Below are 24612 nucleotides of genomic sequence, written 5' to 3'. Positions count from 1 at the left end.
TAAAACTAAGAAGAGACGCTGTTTAGCGAATGACTCTTAATCAGTGTTCTCTTCTTTCTATTTTTAATATATAATTTATTTTATCTAATGAGTCAAAAAATTAGAATTAAGCTTAAGTCTTATGACCACCAGTTGGTAGATAAGTCAGCTGAAAAGATTGTGAAGGCTGTTAAGGCAACAGGCGCTATTGTTAGCGGTCCTATTCCATTGCCAACACACAAGCGTATTTTTACTGTAAACCGTAGTACTTTCGTTAATAAGAAGTCTCGTGAGCAGTTCCAGTTGTCAGATTTCAAGCGTCTTATTGATATCTATAGCTCAACAGCTAAGACTGTAGACGCACTTATGAAACTTGAATTGCCTAGTGGTGTTGAAGTAGAAATTAAAGTTTAACTATTTATATTAAATTGAAATGCCAGGATTAATTGGAAGAAAAATCGGAATGACATCCGTTTTCAGTGCCGACGGTAAGAATGTACCGTGCACTGTTATCGAAGCAGGTCCTTGTGTAGTAACCCAGGTTAAAACCGTAGAAAAAGATGGCTACAAGGCTGTTCAGCTTGGTTTCGGTGAGGCTAAAGAGAAGAATACTTCAAAGCCTTTGATGGGAACCTTTAAGAAAGCCGGCACAACACCTAAGAAGCACTTGGCCGAGTTCAAGTTTGATGAGGAATTAAACTTAGGTGATACCTTGACTGTGGAAATCTTCAATGATGCTCAGTTTGTAGACGTTGTTGGTACCTCAAAGGGTAAAGGTTTCCAGGGTGTTGTTAAGCGTCACGGTTTCGGTGGTGTAGGTCAGTCTACTCATGGTCAGGATGACCGTGCTCGTAAGCCAGGTTCTATTGGTGCTTGTTCTTACCCAGCAAAAGTATTTAAGGGTATGAGAATGGGTGGCCAGATGGGTGGCGACAGAGTAACTACTCAAAACCTTAAGGTGTTAAAAGTAATTCCAGAGCATAATCTCATTCTTGTTAAGGGTTCTGTAGCTGGATGCAATGGTTCAACTGTTTTAATTGAGAAGTAATGGAAGTTAACGTATTAGATATTAAAGGTCAGGAGACCGGCCGTAAGGTAACTCTTAATGATGCTATCTTCGGAATTGAACCTAACGATCACGTTCTTTATCTCGATGTTAAGCAGTATCTCGCTAACCAGCGTCAGGGTACAGCTAAGTCTAAAGAAAGAAGTGAGATGTCTGGTTCAACTCGTAAGTTGGGACGCCAGAAAGGTGGTGGTGGAGCTCGTCGCGGTGATATCAACTCTCCAGTTCTCGTTGGTGGTGGTCGTGTATTTGGTCCTAAGCCACGTGATTATCGTTTCAAATTGAACAAAAAAGTTAAGGTTTTGGCTCGTAAGTCAGCTTTAACTTACAAGGCACAGGAAAATGCTATTGTTGTTGTTGAAGATTTCAATTTTGAAGCTCCAAAGACTAAAGATTTTGTAAATATTGCTAAAAATCTTAAAGTTGACAACAAGAAGGCGTTGGTAGTTTTGCCAGAAGTAAATAAAAATGTATATTTGTCCGCTCGTAACTTAAAGAAGGCTAATGTCGAGACAGCATCATCTATCAATGCATATAAAGTTTTGAATGCTGATGTTCTTGTTATTTCAGAAAGCTCACTTGAGACAATCGAGTCAATCTTAAATAAATAAAGGAGAGAAATATGTCAATTATCATTAAACCATTGGTCACAGAAAAGCAGGCCAAGATGACAGAGAAACAGCCTAACCGCTATGGTTTTGTTGTTCGCCCTGAGGCAAATAAGCTCGAAATTAAGAAAGAGGTTGAGAGTCTCTATAAGGTTACAGTCGTAAGTGTGAATACGGTTCGTTATGCAGGTAAGCGTCAAGCACGTTATACAAAGGCTGGTCTCGTAAAGGGACAGAAGAACGCATTCAAAAAGGCAATCGTTACCGTTAAGGATGGCGATCAAATTGATTTTTACAGCAATATTTAAATAAAAAATGGCAGTACGTAAATTTAAACCGGTAACTCCGGGACAAAGACACAAAGTTATTGGCACGTTCGAGGATATTACTGCATCCGTGCCAGAGAAGTCTCTCGTTTACGGCAAACGTTCTACTGGTGGTAGAAATAACACTGGTAAAATGACCGTTCGCTACATTGGCGGTGGCCATAAGCAGAAGTATCGTCTTATAGACTTCAAACGTGAGAAAGATGGTGTTCCAGCTGTAGTTAAGTCAATCGAGTATGATCCAAATAGATCTGCTCGTATTGCGCTTTTATACTATGCAGATGGTGAAAAACGTTACATTATTGCTCCTAATGGACTGCAGGTTGGTGCAACCTTAATGTCTGGTGCTGATGCTGCACCAGAAGTAGGTAATTCACTTCCACTTGCTAATATCCCAGTTGGTACTGTAATTCATAACATTGAATTGCGTCCAGGTCAGGGTGCTTTATTGGTTCGTTCGGCTGGTAATTTTGCTCAGTTGACTTCTCGTGAGGGCAGTTATTGTGTTATTAAGCTTCCTTCTGGCGAAACTCGTCAGATCTTGAGTGCTTGTAAGGCTACTATTGGTAGTGTAGGTAATTCTGATCATGCTCTAGAACAGTCTGGTAAGGCTGGTCGTTCTAGATGGTTGGGACGTCGTCCTCACAACCGTGGTGTTGTTATGAACCCTGTTGATCACCCAATGGGTGGTGGTGAAGGCCGTCAGAGTGGTGGTCATCCACGTTCACGTAAGGGCTTGTACGCTAAGGGTCTCAAGACTCGTGCACCTAAGAAGCTTTCTAACAAGTATATTATCGAAAGAGCTAAAAAATAAAGAGTAAATTATGAGTCGTTCATTAAAAAAAGGTCCATATATTAACGTATCACTCGAGAAGAAAATTCTTGCTATGAATGAGAGTGGTAAGAAATCTGTAGTTAAGACATGGGCTAGAGCTTCAATGATTTCCCCTGATTTTGTGGGTCATACTGTTGCAGTTCATAACGGAAACAAATTTATCCCTGTTTATGTTACAGAGAATATGGTTGGTCATAAGTTAGGTGAGTTCTCACCTACTCGTCGTTTTGGCGGACACTCTGGTAATAATAAGAAGTAAGGGTTAAATCCATTTAAAGTAAATAAATAATGGGAGCAAGAAAACATATCGCGGCTGAAAAATTAAAAGAGGCACGCAAAAATTTGTACTTTGCTAAGCTCAATGGAGTACCTTCGTCACCACGTAAAATGCGTTATGTTGTAGACATGATTCGTGGTATGGAAGTTAACAAAGCTCTGGGAGTACTTAGATTCTCTAAGAAGCAGGCTGCTGCTGATGTAGAGAAACTTCTCCGTTCAGCTATCGCTAACTGGGAAACAAAAAATGACCGTAAAGCTGAGGACGGTGAACTTTTTGTAAGTAAAGTCTTCGTTGATGAAGGTGTTACTATGAAACGTATGAGACCAGCACCACAAGGTCGTGGTTATAGAATTCGTAAGCGTTCTAACCATGTAACTATCTTTGTTGATGCTAAAACTAACGACGATAAATAAATAATAGAATGGGACAGAAAGTTAATCCAATAAGCAACCGACTTGGTGTAATTCGTGGTTGGGATTCAAATTGGTTCGGTGGTAAGAACTTCGGCGATAGTCTTGTAGAAGATCAGAAAATCCGTAAGTATCTTAACGAGCGTTTGGCTAAGGCTAGCGTTTCTCGCATTGTCATCGAACGTACCTTGAAATTGGTTACCATTACTATTTGTACAGCCCGTCCGGGTATCGTTATTGGTAAAGGTGGTCAAGACGTTGATAAATTGAAAGAAGAACTGAAGAATCTCTTTAAGAAGGATATTCAGATTAACATCTTCGAAGTTAAGAAGCCTGAATTGGATGCAACTATCGTTGCAACTAATATAGCTCGTCAGGTAGAGGGTAAGGTAGCTTATCGTCGTGCTATTAAGATGGCGATTGCTAATACAATGCGTGCTGGTGCTGAAGGTATTAAAGTTCAGATCACAGGTCGTTTGAATGGCGCTGAAATGGCACGCAAGGAGATGTTAAAGGAAGGCCGTACTCCTCTTCATACATTCCGTGCAGATATTGATTTCTGTCAGGCAGAAGCTCTTACTAAGGTAGGTTTGCTCGGTATTAAGGTATGGATTTGCCGTGGAGAAGTATATGGCAAACGTGATCTTACACCTAATTTTACTCAAGACAGTAAGAACAATCGTAATAACGGTCGTTCTAATCGCGGTAATGGTCGTAAGAGAAACAATAACCGTTAAATGTAAGAATTACAATGTTACAGCCTAAAAGAGTTAAATATAGAAGACCTCAAGATGGACGTGGTAATAAAGGTAACGCCCATAGAGGTACACAGTTAGCTTTTGGTTCTTTTGGAATTAAGACACTTGAAGCTAAGTGGATTGATAGCCGTCAGATCGAAGCTGCACGTGTTGCATTAAACAGATACATGAATCGTCAGGGACAAGTTTGGATTCGTATTTTCCCTGATAAACCAATTACTCGTAAACCTGCTGATGTGCGTATGGGTAAGGGTAAAGGTGATCCAGCTGGATGGGTTGCTCCAGTAACTCCAGGTCGAATTCTTTTCGAAGTTGAGGGTGTATCTTTTGATATTGCAAAAGAAGGCCTTCGCCTTGCAGCACAGAAGTTGCCTGTTAAGACTAAGTTTGTTGTTAGACGTGATTTCGATAAAAACGCTTAATTATGAAGATTAAAGAAGTAAGAGAACTCGAAACCAAGGAATTGGTAGAGAAATTAGAAGCTGCAGAGGCTAATCTTAAGAAGATTAAGCTTAATCATCAGATTACTCCTCTCGTAAATCCATCTCAGATTAAGGCCGCTCGTCGTGATATTGCGCGTATGAAAACCGAACTTCATCAGAGAGAACTTAACAAATAATAATGGTCCAGATGGAAACAAGAAATTTAAGAAAAGTAAGACAGGGTGTTGTTATCAGCAACAAAATGGATAAAACCATTGTTATTGCAGCTAAGTTCAAAGAGATGCACCCTATTTATGGTAAATTCGTTCAGAAGACGAAGAAATATCATGTACATGATGAAAACAATGAAGCTAATGTTGGTGACACTGTTATGATCATGGAGACTCGTCCTTTGTCAAAAACAAAGAGATGGAGATTAGTACAAATTGTTGAAAAAGCTAAGTAATTATGATACAAACAGAATCAAGACTTACAGTGTGTGATAATAGCGGCGCACGTGAAGCAAAATGTATTCGCGTTCTCGGTGGTACCGGTCGTCGCTATGCTAGCGTTGGTGACGTTATCGTAGTTGCTGTTCAGAACGTTATTCCTTCTAGTGATTTGAAGAAAGGTGCTGTTTCTAAAGCATTGATCGTTCGTACCAAAAAGGAAATCCGTCGTGCGGATGGTTCTTATATTCGTTTTGATGATAATGCTTGTGTATTGTTGAACAATGCCGGTGAGCTTCGTGGTAGTCGTATCTTCGGTCCAGTTGCACGTGAACTTCGTGCAGTTAACATGAAGGTTGTTTCATTAGCACCTGAGGTTCTTTAATTTAAATAAGAAATTTAGTAATGAGTAAATTACATATTAAAAAAGGCGATACCGTAATTGTTCTTACTGGTAAAGATAAGGGCAATAAGGGTAAGGTGCTTCAGGTTCTTGTAGATGAGAACCGTGCTATTGTTGAAGGTATTAACTTGGTATCTAAAAGTACCAAGCCTTCTGCAAAAAATCCTCAGGGAGGTATTGTTAAGCAGGAAGCTCCTATCAATATTTCAAATTTGAGTTTAATCGATCCTAAGAGTGGTAAGGCTACTCGCGTTGCTATCAAGCATGATGGTAAAAACGTTATCCGTATTGCTAAAAAATCAGGGGAGGAAATTAAATAATGGATACAGCACAGTTAAAGAAGGTTTACAAGGAGACTATCGCTCCTGCGCTGCAGAAGCAATTTAATTACTCTTCTGCAATGCAAACTCCTGTATTGAAGAAAATTGTGATTAATCAGGGTCTCGGTGATGCAACTCAAGATAAAAAAATCATTGATGTTGCTATCAACGAAATTACAGCAATTACTGGTCAGAAGGCTGTTGCTACATATTCAAAGAAGGATGTTGCGAACTTCAAACTTCGTAAAAAGATGCCTATTGGTGTAATGGTTACATTGCGTCGTGAGCGTATGTATGAGTTCCTTGAAAGACTTGTACGTGTTGCTTTGCCTCGTATCCGTGACTTCAAGGGAATTGAATCTAAGTTTGATGGACGTGGTAACTATACTTTAGGTATCACAGAGCAAATTATCTTCCCTGAAATCAATATTGATCAGGTAGATAGAATTCAGGGTATGAATATTACTTTCGTAACATCAGCTAAGACTGACGAAGAGGGTTATGCTCTCCTAAAGGCATTTGGTCTTCCATTCAAGAACGCTAAAAACGATTAAAAGATATGGCAAAAGAATCAATGAAAGCTCGCGAAGTTAAGCGTGCAAAACTTGTTGCTCGTTATGCTGAAAAACGTGCAGCTTTGAAAAAGATTATTGCAACTTCTAATGATCCAGCTGAGGCTTATGAGGCATCTCGTAGGCTTCAGGCTATTCCAAAGAATGCTAATCCTATTCGTCTGCATAATCGTTGCAAGATAACTGGTCGTCCAAGAGGTTATATGCGCCAGTTTGGTCTTTCACGTATTCAGTTCCGTGAGATGGCATCTTCAGGTTTGATTCCTGGTGTTAAGAAAGCAAGTTGGTAATATTATTACCGTTCATTTTATATTTTTAATATTGTCGGGGATGTCCCGATTAATTAAATTTTTTTTTATGACAGATCCAATAGCAGATTATCTGACAAGACTCAGAAACGCGATCATGGCTCATCACAGAGTTGTTGAGGTTCCTGCGTCAAATTTGAAAAAAGAGATTACTAAGATTCTCTTTGAAAAGGGTTATATCTTGAACTACAAGTTCATTGAGGATGGTCCTCAGGGTACTATTAAAGTAGCTCTTAAATATGATCCAGTTACTAAAGCAAATGCAATAAAGAGTTTGAAACGTGTTTCTACTCCAGGTTTGCGTAAGTATACTGGTTATAAAGATATGCCAAGAGTTATTAATGGTTTAGGTATCGCAATCTTGTCTACATCTAAGGGTGTAATGACTAATAAGGAAGCTGCTGACCTGAAAATCGGTGGTGAGGTTCTTTGCTACATTTATTAATTGGAGGGATTTATATGTCAAGAATAGGAAAATTGCCAATTAGTATTCCATCAGGAGTTACAGTTAACTTCGATGAAAAAGCAAATGTTATCTCTGTTAAGGGTCCTAAAGGTGAACTTTCACAGGATATCAACGAATCAATCAAGGTAAAGATTGAAGATGATAAGGTTATTTTTGAAGTAGATGAAAATAGCCCAGTAAATTATAAGCAGAAACAAGCTTTTCATGGTTTATATCGTTCACTTGTTAACAATATGGTTGTTGGTGTAAGTGAAGGATTTAAGAAAACTATGGAACTTGTAGGTGTTGGTTACCGTGTTTCTAATCAGGGTAATATCATCGAGCTTTCTTTAGGTTATACTCACCCTATTTTTATTCAGGTTCCTAGCGAAGTTAAGGTAGAGACAAAGTCAGAAAGAAACCAGAATCCTATATTAACTTTGGAGTCATGTGACAAGCAGTTACTTGGTCTCATCTGTGCTAAAATTCGTTCTTTCCGTATGCCAGAACCTTATAAGGGTAAAGGTATTTTGTTCCAGGGTGAAGTTATTCGCAGAAAGTCTGGTAAGACAGCTGCTGCTAAGTAATTTTTTATTTTTACGATTATGACAACAAAGAAAGTAGAAAGACGAATTAAGATAAAATTCCGTATTCGCAAGAATGTAAATGGAACTGCAGAACGTCCTCGTTTGAGTGTTTTTCGTTCTAATAAACAGATCTACGCACAGGTTATTAACGATTTGACTGGTAAGACATTGGCTTCTGCTTCTTCACTTGGTTTGGAGAAGTTGCCTAAAGTAGAACAGGCTAAGAAAGTTGGTGTATTAGTTGCAGAAAAGGCAAAAGCTGCAGGTGTTGAATCAGTAGTTTTTGATCGTAATGGTTATCTGTATCATGGTCGTGTTCAGGCATTAGCTGATGGCGCTCGTGAAGGTGGTCTTAAATTCTAAACGATAATGGCAATGAATAAAGTAAAAGTAAATAATGATGTTGAATTAAAGGATCGCCTTGTTGCAATTAATCGTGTAACAAAGGTAACTAAAGGTGGTCGTACTTTCACATTTGCTGCTATCGTCGTTGTAGGTGACGGTAACGGTGTTATTGGCTGGGGTCTTGGTAAGGCTGGTGAAGTTACAGCTGCTATATCTAAGGGTACTGAAGCTGCAAAGAAGAATCTTATTAAGGTTCCTGTTTTGAAGGGAACTGTACCTCATGAAGTCGAAGTAAAGTTCGGTGGAGCACAAGTTTTGCTTAAGCCAGCTGCTGCAGGTACTGGTTTGAAGGCCGGTGGTGCTATGCGTGCTGTTTTGGAGAGTGTTGGTGTTAAGGACGTTATTGCTAAGTCAAAAGGTTCTTCTAACCCTCACAATCTTGTAAAGGCAACTATCCTTGCACTTTCTGAGATGCGTGATGCTTATCAGGTTGCTGGTGAGCGTGGAATCTCTATGGATAAAGTTTTTAATGGTTAATTAGGATATAACGATGGCAACAATCAAGATTAAACAAATTAAAAGTAGAATTGGAGCACCTGTAGATCAGAAGAAAACACTTTTGGCTTTAGGTCTTCATAAGATTTCTCAAGTTGTTGAAGTTGAGGATAATCCTAGTATGCGTGGTATGATTCGTAAAGTTCATCACCTTGTAACCGTAGTTGATTAATTTAAACTTAAAATTGAACAATTATGAAATTAAATAATTTAAAACCAGCAGTAGGTTCTACACATTCACGTCGTCGTATTGGTCGTGGTCCTGGTTCAGGATTAGGTGGTACTTCTACTCGTGGTCACAAAGGTGCTAAGGCTCGTTCTGGTTATAAGAGAAAAATCGGTTTTGAAGGTGGTCAGATGCCTTTGCAGCGTCGTATTCCAAAAGCTGGATTTAAAAATATTAACCATAAAGAGTATTTTGCTGTTAACTTGTCAACTCTCCAGAGTTTAACAGAGGCTAAAGGTTTTACAAAGATTGGTATCGCAGAACTTAAAGAAGCTGGTCTTACTAATGGTAAGGAGCTAGTTAAGGTTTTGGGTAATGGTGAGTTAAAAGCTAAAATCGATGTAGAAGCTAATGCATTCTCAAAAACTGCAGAAGAAGCAATCAAGGCAGTTGGTGGCAATGCAACAATAATCTAAATAAATGAAAAAGTTAATCGAGACACTGAAGAATTGCTGGAAGGTTGAGGATTTGCGTCAGCGACTCCTTATAACTCTTCTTTTTACGGCTATTTATCGTTTTGGCTCATTTGTTGTCCTTCCGGGCATCAATCCGGGCATGTTGGAAAAATTACAGTCGCAAACTTCAACAGGTCTTATGGCCTTGTTGAATGCATTCTCCGGTGGAGCATTTTCCAATGCGTCTATTTTCGCTTTGGGAATTATGCCTTACATCTCGGCTTCTATCGTTATGCAGCTTCTAGCTATTGCTGTACCTTATTTTCAGAAGATGCAGCATGAAGGTGAAAGTGGTAGAAAGAAAATTAATTGGTATACAAGGATCCTGACTGTAGCTATATTGCTCTTTCAGGCTCCTTCTTACTTACTTAATTTAAAGATGCAGGCAGCTGGTGCCTTAGCTTCAGGTATTTCTTGGACAGTATTTATGATTCCTGCTACTATTATTCTTGCAGCAGGAAGTATGTTTATCCTTTGGTTGGGTGAGCGTATTACTGACAAGGGTGTAGGTAATGGTATTTCTCTTATCATTATGATTGGTATCATTGCTAGATTACCTCAGGCTTTTGTTCAGGAGGTTACTTCTAGATTACAGGCTATTACTAGCGGTGGTCTAATTATGTTTATTGTGGAGCTACTTATCTTATATGGTGTAGTTTGCGCTTCTATACTTCTTGTTCAAGGTACTAGAAAAGTTCCAGTTCAATATGCAAAGCGATTGATTGGGAATAAGCAATATGGTGGTGCTAGACAGTACATTCCATTAAAGTTGTTTGCTGCTAATGTAATGCCAATTATTTTTGCGCAAGCATTGATGTTTATCCCTTTGGCTATTGTACAGTATCAATCAGACGGAGCTAGTTCTGTTGTACGTCAGTTGTTGGATAATAGAAGTTTGCTTTATAATATAATTTATGTTGTATTGGTTATAGCATTTACTTATTTTTATACTGCTATTACTTTGAATCCTACACAGATGTCCGAAGACATGAAACGTAATAATGGTTTTATTCCTGGTGTAAAGCCAGGTAAGGATACTGCAGAATATATCGACACCGTTATGTCTCGTATAACTTTACCGGGTTCTTTTTTTATTGCATTTATAGCTATCATGCCAGCTCTTGCTGGACTTCTTAATGTTCAACAGGAATTTTCACAGTTCTTTGGAGGTACTTCTCTTTTGATTCTTGTGGGTGTTGTTATTGATACATTGCAGCAAGTTGAAAGCTATTTGCTTATGAGACATTATGATGGATTGTTAAATTCAGGTCATACTCGTCAAGGGAGCGTTTCTGCATATTAAATTTTCGTCATGAGTTTTATTCTTAAGACGAATGATGAAGTTGGTTTAATGCGCAAAGCCAATCAATTAGTTGGTGCAACGTTATTTGAACTTGGTAAACATATAAGACCAGGTATATCGACCTTCCAATTGGAACAATTAGCTAGGGATTTTATATTAAAACATGGAGGTACTCCATTTTTTATTAATTTTCTTAATCCTCTTGGAGGGTCTTTTTCTGTTTCTGAAAATTATTCAGGACATGATTTGAACAAGAAAACAGTTACTCTTAGTGAGGGTGATATTATATCTATAGATTGTGGCGTTAGTTTCTGTGGCTTTTGTGGTACCTGTTCTCGCATTTTTTTCGTGGGGAATGTATCAACTGGTCTAACGGAGTTGGTTCATGGTATTGAAGTTGCTCTCATTGATGCAATTAATTCAACTATTCCTGGTAAATATATTTGTGATATAGGATATTCTATTGAACAGGTATTTGAATCATTAAAAGGTGTTAGAGTAAGACAGATTTTTGGGAATAGCATCGGACAAGAGTTTGCAGAATCAACAAGATTATCTTTCAATTCAAAAAGAGGTAAAAGAGTTCTTTTAAAAAATGGAATGTGTTTTACTATTAATTGTATAGTAAGTTTAGAGAAAGGTTATTTAACCCAGCATAATATCAGTAGTGGTTTTGCAGGGAATAATGCACAGTTATCACTCCATTTTAAGCATACTTTTTCTGTTGGTATTGATCATGTGGATATTTTATCAAGTTTTGATAGTATAGAACGAATTGACAGTTAGATAGTATTTTATGGCAAAACAGTCAGCAATTGAACAGGATGGTACAATTTTAGAATCTCTTTCTAATGCCATGTTTAGAGTGGAATTAGAGAATGGAGTTCAGATTGTAGCTCACATCTCTGGAAAGATGAGAATGCATTATATAAAGATTCTCCCAGGAGATAAAGTAAAAGTGGAAATGAGCCCATATGATTTAACAAAGGGTAGAATAGTTTTCCGATATAAATAAACAATTAAAATGAAAACAAGAGCATCATTAAAGAAGCGTACACCAGATTGTAAAATCGTACGTCGTAAAGGTCGTTTGTTTGTTATTAACAAAAAGAACCCTAAGTTTAAATTGCGTCAGGGTTAATTAAAAAATGTGAATTCTTTGGTAGTTATTTATTTTTTATTAAATATTTTGACTACCTTTGCTTTCCATTTTAGTTAAACACATTTTATATTTATTATTTCAAATGGCAATTAGAATTGTTGGAGTAGATTTGCCCCAGAATAAGCGTGGCGAAATCGCATTGACTTATATCTTTGGTATAGGTCGAAGTAGTTCAGCAAAGATATTGGATCAGGCAGGTGTAAACCGTGACTTGAAGGTCAGTGAGTGGACTGATGAGCAAGCAGCTAAAATCCGTGAAATTATCGGCGCTGGTTTTAAAGTTGAAGGTGATCTTCGTTCTGAGATCTCCATGAATATTAAGCGTCTGATGGATATCGGTTGTTATCGTGGTATCAGACATCGTAATGGTCTTCCTGTTCGCGGTCAAAGCACTAAGAACAATGCTCGTACTCGTAAGGGAAAGAAGAAGACTGTTGCTAATAAGAAGAAGGCTACTAAGTAATTTTGAAGGAGTTAAATTATTATGGCAAAGACAAAAGCAACATCTAAAAAAAGAAATGTAAGAGTTGATGCAATTGGACAACTTCATGTTCATAGCTCTTTCAATAACATTATAGTTTCTCTTGCTAATAATGAAGGTCAGATTATTTCTTGGTCTTCTGCTGGTAAGATGGGTTTCCGTGGTTCTAAGAAGAATACACCTTATGCTGCTCAGATGGCAGCTGAAGACTGTGCAAAGGTCGCTTTCGATCTTGGTCTTCGTAAAGTAAAGGCTTATGTTAAAGGTCCTGGAAATGGTAGAGAATCAGCTATCCGTGCTGTACATAGTGCAGGTATTGAGGTAACTGAGATTGTAGACGTAACACCATTGCCACATAATGGTTGTCGCCCTCCAAAGCGTCGTCGTGTTTAATCAATATTACAGATCCTTTAATAATTAGCATTTTAAATTATGGCAAGATATATAGGTCCAAAGTCTAGAATTGCACGCCGTTTTGGTGAGCCAATTTTCGGCGCAGATAAAGTTTTGAGTAAACGCAATTTCCCTCCAGGTCAGCATGGTAATAACCGTCGTCGTAAGCAGTCTGAGTACGGTGCACAGTTGGCTGAGAAGCAGAAGGCAAAATACACTTATGGTGTATTAGAGCGTCAGTTCCGTAACATGTTTGATAAGGCCGCTAAATCTGATGGTATTACAGGTGAGGTTCTGTTGCAGGAACTCGAGAGCCGTCTTGATAACGTGGTCTTCCGTTTGGGTATTGCTCCAACACGTGCTGCTGCTCGTCAGCTTGTTAGTCATAAGCACATTGTTGTTGATGGCGCTGTTGTAAATATTCCTTCTTATTCTGTAAAACCTGGTCAGGTTATTGGTGTTAGAGAGAAAGCTAAGTCTCTTGAGGTTATCGAAGGTGCTTTGGCAGGTTTCAATCATAGTAAGTATCCTTGGATCGAATGGGATGAAAACACTAAGAGTGGTAAGTTCCTTCACAGACCTGAGCGTGCAGATATTCCTGAGAATATTAAGGAACAGTTAATAGTTGAGTTGTACTCTAAACAATAAATCATTGAATTAATGGCGATATTAGCATTTCAAAAACCTGACAAAGTCGTAATGCTGGAGGCTAACGATAAGTTCGGAAGATTTGAGTTCCGTCCTCTCGAGCCTGGATTTGGTGTTACTGTAGGTAATGCCCTCCGTCGCATGCTTCTTTCCTCTCTTGAAGGATATGCTATCAATACTGTTAAAATTGCAGGTGTTGAGCATGAATTTTCTTCAGTTCCGGGTGTTAAAGAAGATGTAACCAACATTATCTTGAATCTCAAACAAATTCGATTCAAGCAAGTAGTAGAAGAATTCGAGAACGAGAAAGTTAGTATCATAGTAGAGAATTCAACAGAATTCAAAGCTGGTGATATAAGTAAACATCTGACTGGATTTGAAGTGTTAAATCCTGAATTAGTGATTTGTCATTTAGACCCTAAGGCTTCGATGCGAATTGACCTTACAATCAACAAGGGACGTGGCTATGTTCCTGCTGATGAGAATCGTCAATTTTGTACTGACGTTAATGTCATTCCAATCGATTCTATCTACACCCCTATTCGTAATGTTAAATATTCAGTTGAACCTTATCGTGTTGAACAGAAAACAGACTACGATAAATTAACAATTGAAGTTACTACTGATGGTTCCATTCATCCAAAGGATGCGCTTAAGGAAGCAGCTAAGATATTGATTTATCACTTTATGTTATTCTCTGATGAAAAGATTACACTTGAAAATCCTGATCAGGATGGTAATCAAGAGTTTGACGAAGAGGTTCTTCATATGCGTCAGTTGTTGAAGACTAAGTTGGTAGACATGAATCTTTCAGTTCGTGCTCTTAACTGTCTGAAAGCTGCGGATGTAGAAACTTTAGGTGATTTAGTTCAGTATAATAAGACTGATTTGCTTAAGTTCCGTAATTTTGGTAAGAAATCGCTTTCTGAGCTTGATGATTTGCTCGAGAGTCTGAATCTTTCGTTTGGAACTGATATTTCAAAGTATAAACTTGATAAGGAGTAATCTTCTTATCTTAATTAAAAAACAATAATGAGACACAATAAAAAATTCAACCATTTGGGTCGTACTGCATCTCATCGTGATGCCTTGCTTTCAAACTTGGCTATCTCTTTGATTATGCACAAAAGAATCACTACGACTCTTGCAAAAGCTAAAGCTCTTAAAAAATATGTAGAGCCTTTAGTTACTCGAGCTAAGAATGATAGTACAAATTCTCGTCGTGTAGTTTTCCGTTATTTACAGAATAAAGAGGCTATCAAGGAATTGTTTGGTACTGTTGCAGCAAAGGTTGGTGATCGTCCAGGTGGTTATACTCGTGTAATCAAATTGGGTACTCGTCAGGGTGATGCAGCTCCAATTGCTTTTATCGAGTTGGTTGACTTTGATGAAAACATGTCTAAAAGCGCTAAATCTGCTGCTAAGAAGACTCGTCGTTCACGCAAGTCTACAAAGGCAGTTGAAGAAGTTGTTGAGACTCCTGAAACCGAAAATAATGCAGCTGAGTAAGTTTTAGCATTTTATATTAATCTCCATCCCGAAAAGGATGGAGATTTTTTTTGCTCTATTTAAAATTTGATTGCTTCAGGAAAGTTCTTGTAGCATATATAAGTTTGTCATTTATGAATGGTTATATGCTTTCTATAAGTAATTTTCAATCCTATGGTCTTTGTTTCCTTATTAGATTATGCCTCATTTTGCTTTTATTGCCTTTTTGCTCTGTTATTGTGCAGTGATAGCGGATTCATTTTTATCACATTAGTGTCTTTTCAAGATGCCTTTTGTTTTTTTTGAATAATTATCTATTATGGATTTTCGCTTTTGTAATTGTGGATGACTTCTTGTATCCAGTTTTTCTTGTGTAAGTTTTTCAAATCAACCAACTACGTTAAGTAGTTCTTTCATTGGGAATTTACGTTGTATTTGTTTCTTTCTAATCTTTGCTTTTGTAATGTGAATTTAGCAAAATCTATTTTCATACTTATGATACTGAATTAATCGCCTTTTTAAGTTCCTTTATGCACTAAAAAAGTTACATTCTTTTTTGAAAAGCCAGAAGAAAATACTATTTTTGCAATGGTTTCAGTGGTTTAAAAATTATTCATTTTAAATATAAAAAATATTATGGCAGTAAATTACAAGGATTTAGGCTTGGTAAACACTCGTGAGATGTTTAAAAGAGCTATCAAAGGTGGTTGGGCAGTGCCAGCATTTAACTTTAATAACCTTGAGCAGCTGCAAGCTATTGTTAAGGCTTCATCTGAGTTGAAATCACCTGTTATTATTCAGGTTTCAAAGGGTGCTCGTAACTATGCCAATTCAACTCTTCTTCGCTATTTGGCAGAAGGTGCAGTTGCTTATGCAAAGGAATTGGGTTGCAACCATCCTGAGATTGCTCTTCATTTGGATCACGGTAGCAGTTTTGAATTGTGTAAAGACTGTATAGATCTCGGTTTCTCATCAGTAATGATTGACGGTTCAGCTCTTCCTTATGAAGAGAATGTTGCTTTAACTAAGAAGGTGGTAGATTATGCTCATCAGTTTGATGTAACCGTAGAAGGTGAGCTTGGTGTATTAGCTGGTGTTGAAGATGATGTAGTTGCTGAGGAATCTCATTATACTAAGCCTGAGGAAGTTGTTGATTTCGCTACTCGTACAGGTTGTGATTCTTTGGCTATATCAATTGGTACTTCACATGGTGCTTATAAGTTCAAGCCAGAGCAGTGTACACGTGATCCAAAGACAGGTTTACTTGTACCACCACCATTGGCATTTGATGTTTTGGCTGGTGTAGAAGAGCAGTTACCAGGTTTCCCAATTGTTCTTCATGGTTCATCTTCAGTTCCACAGGAATATGTTAAGATTATCAATTCTAACGGTGGTAAGCTTCCTGATGCTGTAGGTATTCCAGAGGAGCAGCTTCGTAAGGCTTCTGAGAGTGCTGTTTGCAAGATTAATATTGACTCAGATTCACGTTTGGCATTTACAGCTGGTGTGCGTGAAACATTGACTCAGCATCCTGAATATTTCGATCCTCGTCAGTATTGTGGCGCTGGTCGTGAGTATATGGAGCAGATGTATCGTCATAAGATTATTGATGTATTAGGTTCTGATAACAAGTTGGGTCAGCTTGATTAATAGATTAAGTTTATTTTAATTTTATAGTAGAGGATGGGGCAGAATTGACTCATCCTCTTTTTTGGTTAATTTGGGTTGATATTATGAGCAATGCGTAGCAGGTGATCGTCTGGAGCGAGTTGTAATATGCTGATATTCCTTTTTAATTCTTGTGTAAGTAGCTCTAATAGCAATTAATAAGTGTTTAATTTAAAACGTGTAAGAGGTATGCAATTAGAATGTCATACCTAGAAATATTATAATTCGCACAGAGAATAATACAAGTCTTAGTGGAATTATAATATTTTGCTATACAGTATCATCTTTATCAGATAGCTTTCTGATACCGATACCTTCTAGTCTTCTAAGCGTAAAAATGCTTGAGGTAAATACTTAATTATATCACTTGCAATCAAACTTTCTTTGCCTAAATCTTTTACAGCTAAATCACCAGCTAATCCATGCAAATACATGCCAAGTTTGCATGCTTCTTCTTGCTTATATCCTTTTGCCAATAATCCTGTAATAATACCAGTAAGAACATCGCCACTACCTGCTGTAGCCATTCCGCTATTTCCAGTTGTATTGAAGAAAATATGTCCATCGGGAAGACAAAGCGCAGAATAGTGTCCTTTTAAAATGATATAGACTTGGAAATGTTCAGCTAGCTCTTGTGCTTTCCGAAGTCTGTCGTAGGAACCATTATTGATGCCATTATTAAGTCTATCCATCTCTTTAGGATGAGGAGTTAGTATAGCACCTGGAGGTAATTGTTGCATCCATGCACGATGATTGGCAAGAATATTTAAGGCATCAGCATCAATGACAATCGGGCAGGTAGCTCTTCTTATTTGAGCAATTAGTGCAATAGCAGTATTTTCTAAAGAACCTAATCCTGGGCCAATTCCCATTGCATTATATTTTTCAGTATCTATTGGTTCTGAAAAATATAATTCATCCTTGTCCATTTGGAGAACAGCCTCAGGTACAGAAATCTGCATAATTTCATAGTTTCTTCTAGGCGTAACGGCAGTAACTTTACCAACTCCAGCTCGTAAACAAGCTTTAGTAGCTAGAACAGATGCACCAGCCATGCCGTAGCTGCCAGCTATGATAAGTGCGTTTCCCATATTTCCTTTATGTGCAAAGTCATTGCGATGGTGGAGAAGTGAACGAATATCGTTTTCTTCAACCATTTGATATGGGCTATCTGTGTTTTGTATAAATTCTTGAGACAATCTGATATCCAGTACTTTAATCTTACCAAGAAATATTTGATTGTCAGCCAAGAGCATAGCTAATTTTTTCTGTTGGAGTGTAAATGTTTGATTTGCTTTAATGATATTCGTAGGTATATTGTAAGTATTGTCTTCACACATCAAACCAGAAGGTAAATCAATACTTATAACCTTACAAGCAGATGCATTAATATATTTTACTAAAGAAGCAAATCCGCCAGAAAGCGGCTTATTCAGTCCGCTTCCAAATAGTCCATCAATGACAACAGTATTTTCGTCTAGTGTAGGAGGATCAAAATTTACAGTTATTTCAGTAAATTTCTTGATCTTTTTTCCATCTAGAATTCTTTGTTTGTTAGTCGCACATTCTTCAGAAAGGTGATTGTGAATATTAAAGAGGAAAACAGACACGTTGTATCCATTTTCAGCTAGCATTCGTGATACAGCTAGCGCATCACCACCATTATTGCCCGGTCCTGCAAAAACTACAAAAGAGATACGATTATCATACTCTGCAGAAATCGCATGGTATATCGCTTTAGATGCGCGTTCCATTAAGTCTATAGATGATATAGGTTCGTGCTCTATAGTGTATTTATCAAGTTCGTGGATTTGGTTGCCAGTAAATATCTTCATACATGCAAAAATACGAAAATTATGCCAATGAGTATGTTATGTTTGCTATATTTTTCGTAATTTTGCTCCAAATTTAAAAATCATATCAATGAGTATCGTAAAAATCAAGGATTTAACGTTTAAAACGTTCATTCCGGAAGATGAAATCCAAAAGAATGTCAAGCAGGTAGCAGATAAAATCAATCATGATTTAGCTGGAAAAAATCCATTGTTTCTTGCTGTTCTTAATGGGTCTTTTGTATTTGCAGCAGATCTCATGAGATATATTACTATCCCATGTGAAATCTCTTTCGTTAAATTGGCCTCTTATCAGGGTACTACTTCTACAGGTACAATCAAGGAAGTAATTGGTCTTAATGAAGATTTAGCTGGGCGTACAATTGTCATAGTAGAGGATATTGTAGATACAGGTTTTACGATGAAGCGTATGGTAGAGTCTTTAGGAACTCGTGGACCAAAGTCTATCCATATTTGTACATTATTGTTAAAACCTGGAAAACTTCAGGTACCTTTGAACATTGAGTATGCTGCCATGTCTATTCCAAATGACTTTATAGTCGGTTATGGTTTGGATTATGATCAGCAAGGTCGAAATTTAAGAGATATCTACACCCTTGTAGATGATAAATAATTACTTGTAAAGCGAATAATCAAAAACAAATCTATAAGAAAACAAATGAAAAATATTGTAATTTTTGGTGCCCCTGGTGCTGGAAAAGGAACACAGAGTGACAAAATGATAGAAAAATATGGTTTAGGTCATATTTCTACAGGTGATGTGCTCCGTAGTGAAATCAAGAATGGTACAGAACTTGGTAAGATTGCTAAAGGATTTATTGATAATGGTCAGTTGATACCAGATGAACTGATGATTGATATCTTGGCTAATGTATATGATTCTTTTGGTAAAGAGCATAAAGGTGTGATCTTTGATGGCTTCCCTCGTACTATACCACAGGCAGAGGCCTTGAAAAAAATGCTTGCAGAGCGTGGGCATGTTGTTGCTGCAATGATAGAATTGGCAGTTCCTGAAAAGGAGTTGATGAGTCGTCTTATTAATAGAGGTAAAATCAGTGGTCGTTCTGATGATAATGCGGAAACTATTCAGAAGCGTTTGAATGTATATCATGAGCAGACTTCTCCGTTGATAGATTGGTATAGTAAAGAAGGAATTCATCATCATGTAGAGGGTCTTGGTACAGTAGATGAAATCTTCAGCCGTATCGAGTCAGTGATAGATGCCCTCGAAGATTAATTTTAACATATAATATAACGTTATATTGAATGGCAGAATCTAATTTTGTAGACTACGTAAAAATTTATTGCCGCTCTGGAAAGGGTGGTAGAGGATCTATGCATTTAAGGCATGTTAAGTATCAGCCTAATGGTGGACCTGATGGTGGTGATGGCGGTCGTGGAGGTAGCATTATTCTTCGTGGCAATCACAATTATTGGACTCTGCTTCATTTAAAATATCAACGTCATATTAAAGCTGAGCATGGTGGAAATGGCGGGCGTGACAAGTGTCATGGTACTGATGGTAAAGACATGTATATTGATGTTCCTTGTGGAACGGTGGTATATAATGCTGAAACAGGAAAGTATATCTGTGATGTTACGTATGATGGCCAGGAAGTTGTGCTGTTGAAAGGTGGTAGAGGTGGTCTTGGTAATTTTCAGTTTCGTACTTCTACAAATCAAGCTCCTCGTTATGCACAGCCAGGAGAACCTGCTCAGGAATTGAATGTCATTATGGAATTGAAGCTCTTGGCAGATGTTGGCTTAGTTGGTTTTCCAAATGCAGGAAAGTCTACTTTGCTTTCATCTTTGTCAAGTGCTCGTCCAAAGATTGCAAACTATCCATTTACTACATTGGAGCCTTCACTTGGTATAGTCAGTTATCATGATCATAAGTCTTTTGTGATGGCTGATATTCCTGGTATTATAGAAGGTGCTAGTGGTGGAAAAGGGTTAGGACTTCGTTTCTTGCGTCATATCGAACGTAACTCATTGCTTCTTTTCATGGTGCCTGGAGATACAGATGATATTAAGAAGGAATACGAAATCTTACTGAATGAGTTAAAAACCTTTAATCCAGAGATGCTTGATAAGCATCGAGTTCTGGCTGTTACCAAGTGTGACTTGCTTGATGAAGAATTGATGGAGATGTTAAAAACGACTTTACCTGATGATTTGCCAGTTGTTTTTATTTCATCTGTAACAGGATTAGGTCTGAATGAACTGAAAGATGTATTGTGGCGTGAGCTCAATAGTGAAAGCAATAAGCTTCAGGATATCATGTCGGAAGATACATTGGTTCATCGTGATAAGGATATGTTAACGTTTGCTGAAGAGTTGGATGCTGAGCATGTCATTGATGACGATGAAAATGCAGAGTATGAGGCTGACGATATTGATGATCTTGATGATTTTGAATATGAATAAAAAATCATAATCTTTGAGTTTTGCAGAAACTTGATTTAACATATTATCATTTTGGTGATGATGTAGTTGCTTTTTCCTCTACTCGTCATGGCGGTTATGGTATAGGAAATTATAGTGACTTTAATATCAATCCTTACAGTGGTGATGATACAACCCATATAAAGGCTAATCGGGAATTATTATGTAGCTTATTACATATTCCTGATAGCCGTCTTATATTGCCTCATCAAACGCACGGGATTGTATGTCGCCAAATAACCCAGTCTTTTTTAGATAGTCCTTCAGAACTCCGTGATGCTTTATTAAATCAAGTAGATGCCGTTATGACAAACTTGAAAAATGTGTGTGTAGGAGTTTCTACTGCAGATTGTATTCCCGTTTTACTTTATGATAGTCATCGGAAAGCAGTTTGTGCTATTCATGCTGGCTGGCGAGGAACGTTGAATAGAATAGTACAACATTGTATATTAGAATTTACGCGTGCCTATTCGGTGAAAGTTTCAGATATACGTGCAGTGATAGGACCTGGCATTTCATTGCAGAATTTTGAAGTTGGACAGGAGGTTTTTGATCAATTTCGTTTAGCAGGTTTTGATATGTCTAAAATAGCAAAGAAGTATACCAAATGGCACTTAGATCTTTCTGAGTGTAATCGTATACAACTTATAGAGTCTGGCCTGTTACCCGATAATATTCATTTAAGTGGTATTTGTACTTATCAAGAAGTGAAGCATTATTTTTCTGCTCGTCGATTAGGAATATTGTCCGGGCGTATCTATACAGCTTTGATGCTTCGTTAATCTTCTAACCTTGATAATCTAAAATTATGAAATTAAAACATTTGTTTATAGGCTTGCTTACTTTCGGAAATAGTTTTTTGGTGTGTTATGCTCAGCAGTCTGGTTTTTCAGTAGCTGAGCAGGAACAAATCAGTATCCCAACACCACATCTTTTTTCACATAGTAATGTACTCACTATAGACTTTAGTACTTATAGTAATCAGGATTATTCTTTTCCTTTACCAATAGGTAAGGCTACATTGCAGAATAATCAGGCACTAGAAATTACGACGAGAAAAGGTGACGCTGTTCGAGCGATGTTTGCAGGAGTAGTTCGTTTAGCTCGAAAGACTTCTAAGTATGGAAATGTTATAGTCGTGCGTCATGATAATGGTTTGGAAACGGTTTATGCCTATAATCTTCAGAATGTTGTCAAAGTGGGACAGCGTGTTAAGGCGGGGCAGACTTTGGCTATTGTTGGTGGAAATGATAATCGTTTTTTTTGTCTTTTTGCTATAATGATTAATGGAGGCTGGCTTAATCCTTCAATTTTTGTAGAGGTTAATAGTCATAAATTGAGTAAAAGGGCTTTTTCGTTTAAGAGATTCGGAAATCATGTTGATATTATTCCATCATCATCTTCTTCAAATGGAAGTTTATTACAAGAAAGTTCAGATAAAAAAAATAATTCGCCAGTGAAATTGACATTGGATCCAGAAGAAGCCTCAGATCCTTTCTTGAATAGTATGACGTTCAAACTTGATTTAGAAGGCATTCAGAAGGAGCATTGGGCTTATCCTTTACCTGGAAGTCATGTTATAAGTTCATATGGCGGTAAAAGAAATCATTCTGGTGTTGATATCAAAACAAAGCCTAATGATAATATCTTAGCGGCTTTTGATGGTTTAGTGATTAAGTCTTCACCCTTTTCGGGTTATGGTAATTGCATTGTTATTAAGCACGCTTATGGATTTGAAACTCTCTATAGTCACCAAAGTAAAAATTTGGTCAAAGTAGGTCAAAAGGTTAAAGCTGGTCAAGTTATAGGTTTGACAGGACGAACGGGTAGAGCAACTACAGAGCACTTACATTTTGAAGTTCATTTTAAGGGTAGAACAATTAATCCAGCTACTATTTTTAATCATGTGGCACGTCGATTGCAGGCATTTACTCTAATACTTTCCAAGAGCGGAAATGTGAAAACTCTGAAGAAGTAAAAATAAAAAACTCATACCAAACATCATGTTGGTATGAGTTTTCTATTTTTACTTCTTTTTCTGTGATTTCCTATTTGCTCTTTGCTGGCGGTATTTCGCCTTTTGTTTAGCAGATCCGGAACCATGAGAACCGGTGATGTATTTCTTCTTTTTGGCTTTAGTTTTTACTTTGCCATCGTCATTATGTCCTCCCTTTGGAGCACTTTTAAATACCAGACCACCACCGGAAATGATCTCGTCTATTTCGTCTTCGTTGGGCATAATTTTTATTATATATTAATGGTGGAACAAACGGACACCAGTCATTGCCATGGTGATGCCGTATTTATCACAAGTTTCAATAACATTGTCATCTCGGATAGAGCCTCCTGCTTGTGCTATATATTGTACACCGCTCTTATGTGCACGTTCGATGTTGTCACCAAATGGGAAGAATGCGTCACTACCGAGAGATACATTTGTATTTTTGGCAATCCATTCCTGTTTTTCTTCACGTGTGAAAACTTCCGGTTTTTCGGTAAAAAACATTTGCCAAGTACCATCACGTAAAACATCTTCGTATTCATCACTAATGTATACATTGATAGTGTTGTCTCTGTCAGCGCGGCGTATACCTGGCTTAAATGGCAGCCCCATCACTTTTGGGCTCTGGCGAAGCCACCATTCATCAGCTTTACTTCCTGCAAGTCGTGTACAGTGTACGCGGCTTTGTTGTCCAGCTCCAATACCAATAGCTTGTCCGTCTTTGACGTAGCATACAGAGTTACTTTGAGTATATTTCAAAGTGATGAGGCTTATCATCAAATCTCTGATAGCTTCTTTAGGAAACTCTTTTGATTTAGTTGGGATATTTTCAAACAATTTTGGATCATTCAGTTGGATATTATTTCTTCCTTGTTCGAAAGTGATGCCAAATACTTGCTTGTGTTCTATCTCATCTGGAATATAATTTGGATCAATCTTAATGACATTGTATGTGCCTTTACGCTTTTCTTTCAAAATTTCGAGGGCTTCTGGTGTATAATCAGGTGCAATAACACCATCGCTAACCTCACGTTTGATAAGAAGTGCCGTTTCTTTATCACAGGTATCGCTTAGGGCACAAAAGTCTCCATAAGAGCACATACGGTCAGCTCCACGTGCTCGAGCGTATGCACTAGCAAGTGGTGTCAATTCGAAATCAACATCATCAACAAAATAAATTTTCTTGAGTGTGTCAGATAATGGAAGTCCTACAGCAGCACCAGCAGGTGAAACGTGCTTAAAACTTGCAGCAGCAGGTAATCCGGTAGCTTCCTTCAATTCTTTTACCAATTGCCAGCTGTTTAGGGCATCCAAAAAGTTAATGTACCCAGGACGACCGTTAATGACTTCGATAGGTAATTCCTTACCACCTTCCATGTAAATTTTAGAAGGCTTCTGGTTAGGATTACATCCATACTTTAAAGCTAATTCTTTCATTATTGAGGGATTAATAAAATAGTATTGCAAAGGTACAATTTTTCGATGATATTTGCTTATCGTATTTCAAAAATTAATATCTTTGCAGTAGATTTTAAAAATACGTTAGGTTATGAAGCGTGATTTTCATCTTCTTATTCAAGCTGTAGAGAAGAAACTAGGTAAAAAGATAACTTTGGCAAATGAAGTGGGCAAGTTATGTCAGCGTTTGAAAGAAACAGGTAAATTAACTCCGTCTTCTTTAGATAAATTGGCTTTATTCGTGGGTTTTCAGAACTGGAAAGAATTTCAGAATGCCTTGCATGGAGATGAAGATGGTCAAGTTAATTATAATGGTTAAAACAAAAATAAAGAGAGATTCCTTATATGGAGTCTCTCTTTAT

General features: G+C 37.6%; 40 protein-coding genes. 37 read left to right on the top strand and 3 right to left on the bottom strand.

Going from position 1 to position 24612, the window contains the following annotated elements; all coding sequences use genetic code 11:
- Nucleotides 1-87: 87 nt before the first annotated feature.
- The 31 genes from rpsJ (at nucleotide 88) to L6469_RS07855 (ending at nucleotide 16474) form a co-directional block, all read left to right on the top strand.
- Nucleotides 88-393: a 30S ribosomal protein S10 gene (gene rpsJ / locus L6469_RS08005; protein WP_006283658.1), complete on the top strand. Its 306-nt coding sequence runs from the start codon at nucleotides 88-90 to the stop codon at nucleotides 391-393.
- Between the two features lie 19 nt (nucleotides 394-412).
- Nucleotides 413-1027, top strand: coding sequence for a 50S ribosomal protein L3 (rplC, locus tag L6469_RS08000; protein WP_006283657.1), 615 nt, complete (start codon nucleotides 413-415; stop codon nucleotides 1025-1027).
- Nucleotides 1027-1656, top strand: coding sequence for a 50S ribosomal protein L4 (gene rplD / locus L6469_RS07995; RefSeq protein ID WP_006283656.1), 630 nt, complete (start codon nucleotides 1027-1029; stop codon nucleotides 1654-1656). The genes rplC and rplD overlap by 1 nt, the downstream gene beginning before the upstream one ends.
- 11 nt (nucleotides 1657-1667) lie before the next feature.
- Nucleotides 1668-1961 (top strand): 50S ribosomal protein L23, encoded by a 294-nt coding sequence (gene rplW / locus L6469_RS07990; protein WP_006283655.1) that lies wholly within the window; start codon nucleotides 1668-1670, stop codon nucleotides 1959-1961.
- Nucleotides 1962-1968: 7 nt separating this feature from the next.
- Nucleotides 1969-2793, top strand: a complete 825-nt coding sequence (gene rplB / locus L6469_RS07985; RefSeq protein ID WP_006283654.1) for a 50S ribosomal protein L2 — start codon at nucleotides 1969-1971, stop codon at nucleotides 2791-2793.
- A 10-nt stretch (nucleotides 2794-2803) separates the two neighbouring features.
- A complete protein-coding gene (gene rpsS / locus L6469_RS07980) occupies nucleotides 2804-3073 on the top strand; it encodes a 30S ribosomal protein S19 (protein ID WP_006283653.1) in 270 nt (89 codons plus the stop codon).
- 29 nt (nucleotides 3074-3102) lie between these two features.
- The gene (rplV, locus tag L6469_RS07975) at nucleotides 3103-3507 is read left to right on the top strand and encodes a 50S ribosomal protein L22 (protein ID WP_006283652.1); all 405 of its coding nucleotides are present in this window, start codon (nucleotides 3103-3105) and stop codon (nucleotides 3505-3507) included.
- A gap of 8 nt (nucleotides 3508-3515) precedes the next feature.
- Nucleotides 3516-4241, top strand: coding sequence for a 30S ribosomal protein S3 (rpsC, locus tag L6469_RS07970; protein WP_006283651.1), 726 nt, complete (start codon nucleotides 3516-3518; stop codon nucleotides 4239-4241).
- 14 nt (nucleotides 4242-4255) lie between these two features.
- Nucleotides 4256-4684 carry a 50S ribosomal protein L16 gene (gene rplP, locus L6469_RS07965; RefSeq protein ID WP_006283650.1) on the top strand — a complete coding sequence of 143 codons (429 nt, stop codon included), beginning with the start codon at nucleotides 4256-4258 and terminating at the stop codon, nucleotides 4682-4684.
- Between the two features lie 2 nt (nucleotides 4685-4686).
- A complete protein-coding gene (gene rpmC / locus L6469_RS07960; RefSeq protein WP_006283649.1) occupies nucleotides 4687-4881 on the top strand; it encodes a 50S ribosomal protein L29 in 195 nt (64 codons plus the stop codon).
- A gap of 2 nt (nucleotides 4882-4883) precedes the next feature.
- Nucleotides 4884-5150, top strand: a complete 267-nt coding sequence (rpsQ, locus tag L6469_RS07955; RefSeq protein WP_006283647.1) for a 30S ribosomal protein S17 — start codon at nucleotides 4884-4886, stop codon at nucleotides 5148-5150.
- A 2-nt stretch (nucleotides 5151-5152) separates the two neighbouring features.
- A complete protein-coding gene (gene rplN / locus L6469_RS07950) occupies nucleotides 5153-5518 on the top strand; it encodes a 50S ribosomal protein L14 (RefSeq protein ID WP_006283646.1) in 366 nt (121 codons plus the stop codon).
- A 20-nt stretch (nucleotides 5519-5538) separates the two neighbouring features.
- The gene (rplX, locus tag L6469_RS07945) at nucleotides 5539-5856 is read left to right on the top strand and encodes a 50S ribosomal protein L24 (RefSeq protein WP_006283645.1); all 318 of its coding nucleotides are present in this window, start codon (nucleotides 5539-5541) and stop codon (nucleotides 5854-5856) included.
- The gene (rplE, locus tag L6469_RS07940; RefSeq protein WP_006283644.1) at nucleotides 5856-6410 is read left to right on the top strand and encodes a 50S ribosomal protein L5; all 555 of its coding nucleotides are present in this window, start codon (nucleotides 5856-5858) and stop codon (nucleotides 6408-6410) included. Before rplX ends, rplE begins: the two co-directional genes overlap by 1 nt.
- A 5-nt stretch (nucleotides 6411-6415) precedes the next feature.
- Entirely contained in the window at nucleotides 6416-6718 is a 303-nt protein-coding gene (rpsN, locus tag L6469_RS07935; RefSeq protein ID WP_006283643.1) for a 30S ribosomal protein S14, read from the top strand.
- 67 nt (nucleotides 6719-6785) lie between these two features.
- The gene (gene rpsH / locus L6469_RS07930) at nucleotides 6786-7181 is read left to right on the top strand and encodes a 30S ribosomal protein S8 (RefSeq protein WP_006283642.1); all 396 of its coding nucleotides are present in this window, start codon (nucleotides 6786-6788) and stop codon (nucleotides 7179-7181) included.
- Nucleotides 7182-7195: 14 nt separating this feature from the next.
- On the top strand, nucleotides 7196-7768 hold the full coding sequence (gene rplF / locus L6469_RS07925; protein WP_006283641.1) for a 50S ribosomal protein L6: 573 nt from the start codon (nucleotides 7196-7198) through the stop codon (nucleotides 7766-7768).
- Between the two features lie 18 nt (nucleotides 7769-7786).
- On the top strand, nucleotides 7787-8131 hold the full coding sequence (rplR, locus tag L6469_RS07920) for a 50S ribosomal protein L18 (protein WP_006283640.1): 345 nt from the start codon (nucleotides 7787-7789) through the stop codon (nucleotides 8129-8131).
- A gap of 6 nt (nucleotides 8132-8137) precedes the next feature.
- On the top strand, nucleotides 8138-8650 hold the full coding sequence (gene rpsE / locus L6469_RS07915) for a 30S ribosomal protein S5 (RefSeq protein WP_027453351.1): 513 nt from the start codon (nucleotides 8138-8140) through the stop codon (nucleotides 8648-8650).
- Nucleotides 8651-8663: 13 nt separating this feature from the next.
- Nucleotides 8664-8840 (top strand): 50S ribosomal protein L30, encoded by a 177-nt coding sequence (rpmD, locus tag L6469_RS07910; protein WP_006283638.1) that lies wholly within the window; start codon nucleotides 8664-8666, stop codon nucleotides 8838-8840.
- A 23-nt stretch (nucleotides 8841-8863) separates the two neighbouring features.
- Nucleotides 8864-9310, top strand: coding sequence for a 50S ribosomal protein L15 (gene rplO, locus L6469_RS07905; protein WP_006283637.1), 447 nt, complete (start codon nucleotides 8864-8866; stop codon nucleotides 9308-9310).
- Nucleotides 9311-9314: 4 nt separating this feature from the next.
- A complete protein-coding gene (gene secY, locus L6469_RS07900; RefSeq protein WP_006283636.1) occupies nucleotides 9315-10652 on the top strand; it encodes a preprotein translocase subunit SecY in 1338 nt (445 codons plus the stop codon).
- A gap of 9 nt (nucleotides 10653-10661) precedes the next feature.
- Nucleotides 10662-11438, top strand: coding sequence for a M24 family metallopeptidase (locus tag L6469_RS07895; protein WP_006283634.1), 777 nt, complete (start codon nucleotides 10662-10664; stop codon nucleotides 11436-11438).
- A 10-nt stretch (nucleotides 11439-11448) separates the two neighbouring features.
- Nucleotides 11449-11667, top strand: coding sequence for a translation initiation factor IF-1 (gene infA / locus L6469_RS07890; protein ID WP_006283633.1), 219 nt, complete (start codon nucleotides 11449-11451; stop codon nucleotides 11665-11667).
- A gap of 9 nt (nucleotides 11668-11676) precedes the next feature.
- On the top strand, nucleotides 11677-11793 hold the full coding sequence (ykgO, locus tag L6469_RS07885; protein ID WP_004350205.1) for a type B 50S ribosomal protein L36: 117 nt from the start codon (nucleotides 11677-11679) through the stop codon (nucleotides 11791-11793).
- 103 nt (nucleotides 11794-11896) lie between these two features.
- Nucleotides 11897-12277: a 30S ribosomal protein S13 gene (gene rpsM / locus L6469_RS07880; protein ID WP_006283631.1), complete on the top strand. Its 381-nt coding sequence runs from the start codon at nucleotides 11897-11899 to the stop codon at nucleotides 12275-12277.
- Between the two features lie 21 nt (nucleotides 12278-12298).
- Nucleotides 12299-12688 carry a 30S ribosomal protein S11 gene (rpsK, locus tag L6469_RS07875; RefSeq protein ID WP_006283630.1) on the top strand — a complete coding sequence of 130 codons (390 nt, stop codon included), beginning with the start codon at nucleotides 12299-12301 and terminating at the stop codon, nucleotides 12686-12688.
- 39 nt (nucleotides 12689-12727) lie between these two features.
- Nucleotides 12728-13336: a 30S ribosomal protein S4 gene (gene rpsD / locus L6469_RS07870; protein WP_006283629.1), complete on the top strand. Its 609-nt coding sequence runs from the start codon at nucleotides 12728-12730 to the stop codon at nucleotides 13334-13336.
- A gap of 12 nt (nucleotides 13337-13348) precedes the next feature.
- Nucleotides 13349-14341 (top strand): DNA-directed RNA polymerase subunit alpha, encoded by a 993-nt coding sequence (locus L6469_RS07865; RefSeq protein ID WP_006283628.1) that lies wholly within the window; start codon nucleotides 13349-13351, stop codon nucleotides 14339-14341.
- Nucleotides 14342-14368: 27 nt separating this feature from the next.
- Complete coding sequence (rplQ, locus tag L6469_RS07860; protein WP_006283627.1) at nucleotides 14369-14845, top strand: 50S ribosomal protein L17; 477 nt, start codon at nucleotides 14369-14371, stop codon at nucleotides 14843-14845.
- Between the two features lie 615 nt (nucleotides 14846-15460).
- Nucleotides 15461-16474 (top strand): class II fructose-bisphosphate aldolase, encoded by a 1014-nt coding sequence (locus L6469_RS07855; protein ID WP_006283626.1) that lies wholly within the window; start codon nucleotides 15461-15463, stop codon nucleotides 16472-16474.
- A 335-nt stretch (nucleotides 16475-16809) separates the two neighbouring features.
- Here the strand turns inward: L6469_RS07855 and L6469_RS07850 are convergent, their stop codons facing one another.
- A complete protein-coding gene (locus L6469_RS07850; RefSeq protein WP_006283625.1) occupies nucleotides 16810-18327 on the bottom strand; it encodes a bifunctional ADP-dependent NAD(P)H-hydrate dehydratase/NAD(P)H-hydrate epimerase in 1518 nt (505 codons plus the stop codon).
- A gap of 88 nt (nucleotides 18328-18415) precedes the next feature.
- Between L6469_RS07850 and hpt the strand changes: the two genes are divergently transcribed.
- The 5 genes from hpt to L6469_RS07825 are packed head-to-tail and all read left to right on the top strand — an operon-like array spanning nucleotide 18416 to nucleotide 22768.
- The gene (gene hpt / locus L6469_RS07845; RefSeq protein WP_006283624.1) at nucleotides 18416-18958 is read left to right on the top strand and encodes a hypoxanthine phosphoribosyltransferase; all 543 of its coding nucleotides are present in this window, start codon (nucleotides 18416-18418) and stop codon (nucleotides 18956-18958) included.
- A gap of 45 nt (nucleotides 18959-19003) precedes the next feature.
- The gene (locus L6469_RS07840) at nucleotides 19004-19582 is read left to right on the top strand and encodes an adenylate kinase (protein ID WP_006283623.1); all 579 of its coding nucleotides are present in this window, start codon (nucleotides 19004-19006) and stop codon (nucleotides 19580-19582) included.
- 29 nt (nucleotides 19583-19611) lie between these two features.
- Nucleotides 19612-20772 carry a GTPase ObgE gene (obgE, locus tag L6469_RS07835; RefSeq protein WP_006283622.1) on the top strand — a complete coding sequence of 387 codons (1161 nt, stop codon included), beginning with the start codon at nucleotides 19612-19614 and terminating at the stop codon, nucleotides 20770-20772.
- Nucleotides 20773-20792: 20 nt separating this feature from the next.
- On the top strand, nucleotides 20793-21572 hold the full coding sequence (pgeF, locus tag L6469_RS07830) for a peptidoglycan editing factor PgeF (RefSeq protein ID WP_006283621.1): 780 nt from the start codon (nucleotides 20793-20795) through the stop codon (nucleotides 21570-21572).
- Between the two features lie 26 nt (nucleotides 21573-21598).
- Nucleotides 21599-22768, top strand: coding sequence for a M23 family metallopeptidase (locus tag L6469_RS07825; RefSeq protein ID WP_006283620.1), 1170 nt, complete (start codon nucleotides 21599-21601; stop codon nucleotides 22766-22768).
- A 48-nt stretch (nucleotides 22769-22816) separates the two neighbouring features.
- On the opposite strand, the gene L6469_RS07820 is transcribed toward L6469_RS07825, so the two are convergent.
- Both L6469_RS07820 and L6469_RS07815 read right to left on the bottom strand, forming a co-directional pair.
- Nucleotides 22817-23029, bottom strand: a complete 213-nt coding sequence (locus tag L6469_RS07820) for a hypothetical protein (protein ID WP_006283619.1) — start codon at nucleotides 23027-23029, stop codon at nucleotides 22817-22819.
- A gap of 15 nt (nucleotides 23030-23044) precedes the next feature.
- Nucleotides 23045-24232, bottom strand: a complete 1188-nt coding sequence (locus L6469_RS07815; protein WP_256208013.1) for a phosphoribosylaminoimidazolecarboxamide formyltransferase — start codon at nucleotides 24230-24232, stop codon at nucleotides 23045-23047.
- Between the two features lie 109 nt (nucleotides 24233-24341).
- Between L6469_RS07815 and L6469_RS07810 the strand changes: the two genes are divergently transcribed.
- On the top strand, nucleotides 24342-24569 hold the full coding sequence (locus L6469_RS07810; RefSeq protein WP_006283617.1) for a hypothetical protein: 228 nt from the start codon (nucleotides 24342-24344) through the stop codon (nucleotides 24567-24569).
- The last annotated feature ends 43 nt before the right edge of the window (nucleotides 24570-24612 follow it).

This window comes from Segatella baroniae B14 (assembly GCF_022024235.1).
GTDB classification, from domain to species: Bacteria; Bacteroidota; Bacteroidia; order Bacteroidales; family Bacteroidaceae; genus Prevotella; species Prevotella bryantii.
The sequence above is the reverse complement of the archived record's forward strand: the minus strand, read 5'-3'. Positions and strand labels throughout refer to the sequence as shown.

Bases quoted from the DNA above. Each gene is read 5' to 3' on its own strand.
- rpsJ (WP_006283658.1), top strand. From the start codon at position 88: ATGAGTCAAAAAATTAGAATTAAGCTTAAGTCTTATGACCACCAGTTG.
- rplC (WP_006283657.1), top strand. From the start codon at position 413: ATGCCAGGATTAATTGGAAGAAAAATCGGAATGACATCCGTTTTCAGT.
- rplD (WP_006283656.1), top strand. From the start codon at position 1,027: ATGGAAGTTAACGTATTAGATATTAAAGGTCAGGAGACCGGCCGTAAG.
- rplW (WP_006283655.1), top strand. From the start codon at position 1,668: ATGTCAATTATCATTAAACCATTGGTCACAGAAAAGCAGGCCAAGATG.
- rplB (WP_006283654.1), top strand. From the start codon at position 1,969: ATGGCAGTACGTAAATTTAAACCGGTAACTCCGGGACAAAGACACAAA.
- rpsS (WP_006283653.1), top strand. From the start codon at position 2,804: ATGAGTCGTTCATTAAAAAAAGGTCCATATATTAACGTATCACTCGAG.
- rplV (WP_006283652.1), top strand. From the start codon at position 3,103: ATGGGAGCAAGAAAACATATCGCGGCTGAAAAATTAAAAGAGGCACGC.
- rpsC (WP_006283651.1), top strand. From the start codon at position 3,516: ATGGGACAGAAAGTTAATCCAATAAGCAACCGACTTGGTGTAATTCGT.
- rplP (WP_006283650.1), top strand. From the start codon at position 4,256: ATGTTACAGCCTAAAAGAGTTAAATATAGAAGACCTCAAGATGGACGT.
- rpmC (WP_006283649.1), top strand. From the start codon at position 4,687: ATGAAGATTAAAGAAGTAAGAGAACTCGAAACCAAGGAATTGGTAGAG.
- rpsQ (WP_006283647.1), top strand. From the start codon at position 4,884: ATGGTCCAGATGGAAACAAGAAATTTAAGAAAAGTAAGACAGGGTGTT.
- rplN (WP_006283646.1), top strand. From the start codon at position 5,153: ATGATACAAACAGAATCAAGACTTACAGTGTGTGATAATAGCGGCGCA.
- rplX (WP_006283645.1), top strand. From the start codon at position 5,539: ATGAGTAAATTACATATTAAAAAAGGCGATACCGTAATTGTTCTTACT.
- rplE (WP_006283644.1), top strand. From the start codon at position 5,856: ATGGATACAGCACAGTTAAAGAAGGTTTACAAGGAGACTATCGCTCCT.
- rpsN (WP_006283643.1), top strand. From the start codon at position 6,416: ATGGCAAAAGAATCAATGAAAGCTCGCGAAGTTAAGCGTGCAAAACTT.
- rpsH (WP_006283642.1), top strand. From the start codon at position 6,786: ATGACAGATCCAATAGCAGATTATCTGACAAGACTCAGAAACGCGATC.
- rplF (WP_006283641.1), top strand. From the start codon at position 7,196: ATGTCAAGAATAGGAAAATTGCCAATTAGTATTCCATCAGGAGTTACA.
- rplR (WP_006283640.1), top strand. From the start codon at position 7,787: ATGACAACAAAGAAAGTAGAAAGACGAATTAAGATAAAATTCCGTATT.
- rpsE (WP_027453351.1), top strand. From the start codon at position 8,138: ATGGCAATGAATAAAGTAAAAGTAAATAATGATGTTGAATTAAAGGAT.
- rpmD (WP_006283638.1), top strand. From the start codon at position 8,664: ATGGCAACAATCAAGATTAAACAAATTAAAAGTAGAATTGGAGCACCT.
- rplO (WP_006283637.1), top strand. From the start codon at position 8,864: ATGAAATTAAATAATTTAAAACCAGCAGTAGGTTCTACACATTCACGT.
- secY (WP_006283636.1), top strand. From the start codon at position 9,315: ATGAAAAAGTTAATCGAGACACTGAAGAATTGCTGGAAGGTTGAGGAT.
- L6469_RS07895 (WP_006283634.1), top strand. From the start codon at position 10,662: ATGAGTTTTATTCTTAAGACGAATGATGAAGTTGGTTTAATGCGCAAA.
- infA (WP_006283633.1), top strand. From the start codon at position 11,449: ATGGCAAAACAGTCAGCAATTGAACAGGATGGTACAATTTTAGAATCT.
- ykgO (WP_004350205.1), top strand. From the start codon at position 11,677: ATGAAAACAAGAGCATCATTAAAGAAGCGTACACCAGATTGTAAAATC.
- rpsM (WP_006283631.1), top strand. From the start codon at position 11,897: ATGGCAATTAGAATTGTTGGAGTAGATTTGCCCCAGAATAAGCGTGGC.
- rpsK (WP_006283630.1), top strand. From the start codon at position 12,299: ATGGCAAAGACAAAAGCAACATCTAAAAAAAGAAATGTAAGAGTTGAT.
- rpsD (WP_006283629.1), top strand. From the start codon at position 12,728: ATGGCAAGATATATAGGTCCAAAGTCTAGAATTGCACGCCGTTTTGGT.
- L6469_RS07865 (WP_006283628.1), top strand. From the start codon at position 13,349: ATGGCGATATTAGCATTTCAAAAACCTGACAAAGTCGTAATGCTGGAG.
- rplQ (WP_006283627.1), top strand. From the start codon at position 14,369: ATGAGACACAATAAAAAATTCAACCATTTGGGTCGTACTGCATCTCAT.
- L6469_RS07855 (WP_006283626.1), top strand. From the start codon at position 15,461: ATGGCAGTAAATTACAAGGATTTAGGCTTGGTAAACACTCGTGAGATG.
- L6469_RS07850 (WP_006283625.1), bottom strand. From the start codon at position 18,327: ATGAAGATATTTACTGGCAACCAAATCCACGAACTTGATAAATACACT.
- hpt (WP_006283624.1), top strand. From the start codon at position 18,416: ATGAGTATCGTAAAAATCAAGGATTTAACGTTTAAAACGTTCATTCCG.
- L6469_RS07840 (WP_006283623.1), top strand. From the start codon at position 19,004: ATGAAAAATATTGTAATTTTTGGTGCCCCTGGTGCTGGAAAAGGAACA.
- obgE (WP_006283622.1), top strand. From the start codon at position 19,612: ATGGCAGAATCTAATTTTGTAGACTACGTAAAAATTTATTGCCGCTCT.
- L6469_RS07825 (WP_006283620.1), top strand. From the start codon at position 21,599: ATGAAATTAAAACATTTGTTTATAGGCTTGCTTACTTTCGGAAATAGT.
- L6469_RS07820 (WP_006283619.1), bottom strand. From the start codon at position 23,029: ATGCCCAACGAAGACGAAATAGACGAGATCATTTCCGGTGGTGGTCTG.
- L6469_RS07810 (WP_006283617.1), top strand. From the start codon at position 24,342: ATGAAGCGTGATTTTCATCTTCTTATTCAAGCTGTAGAGAAGAAACTA.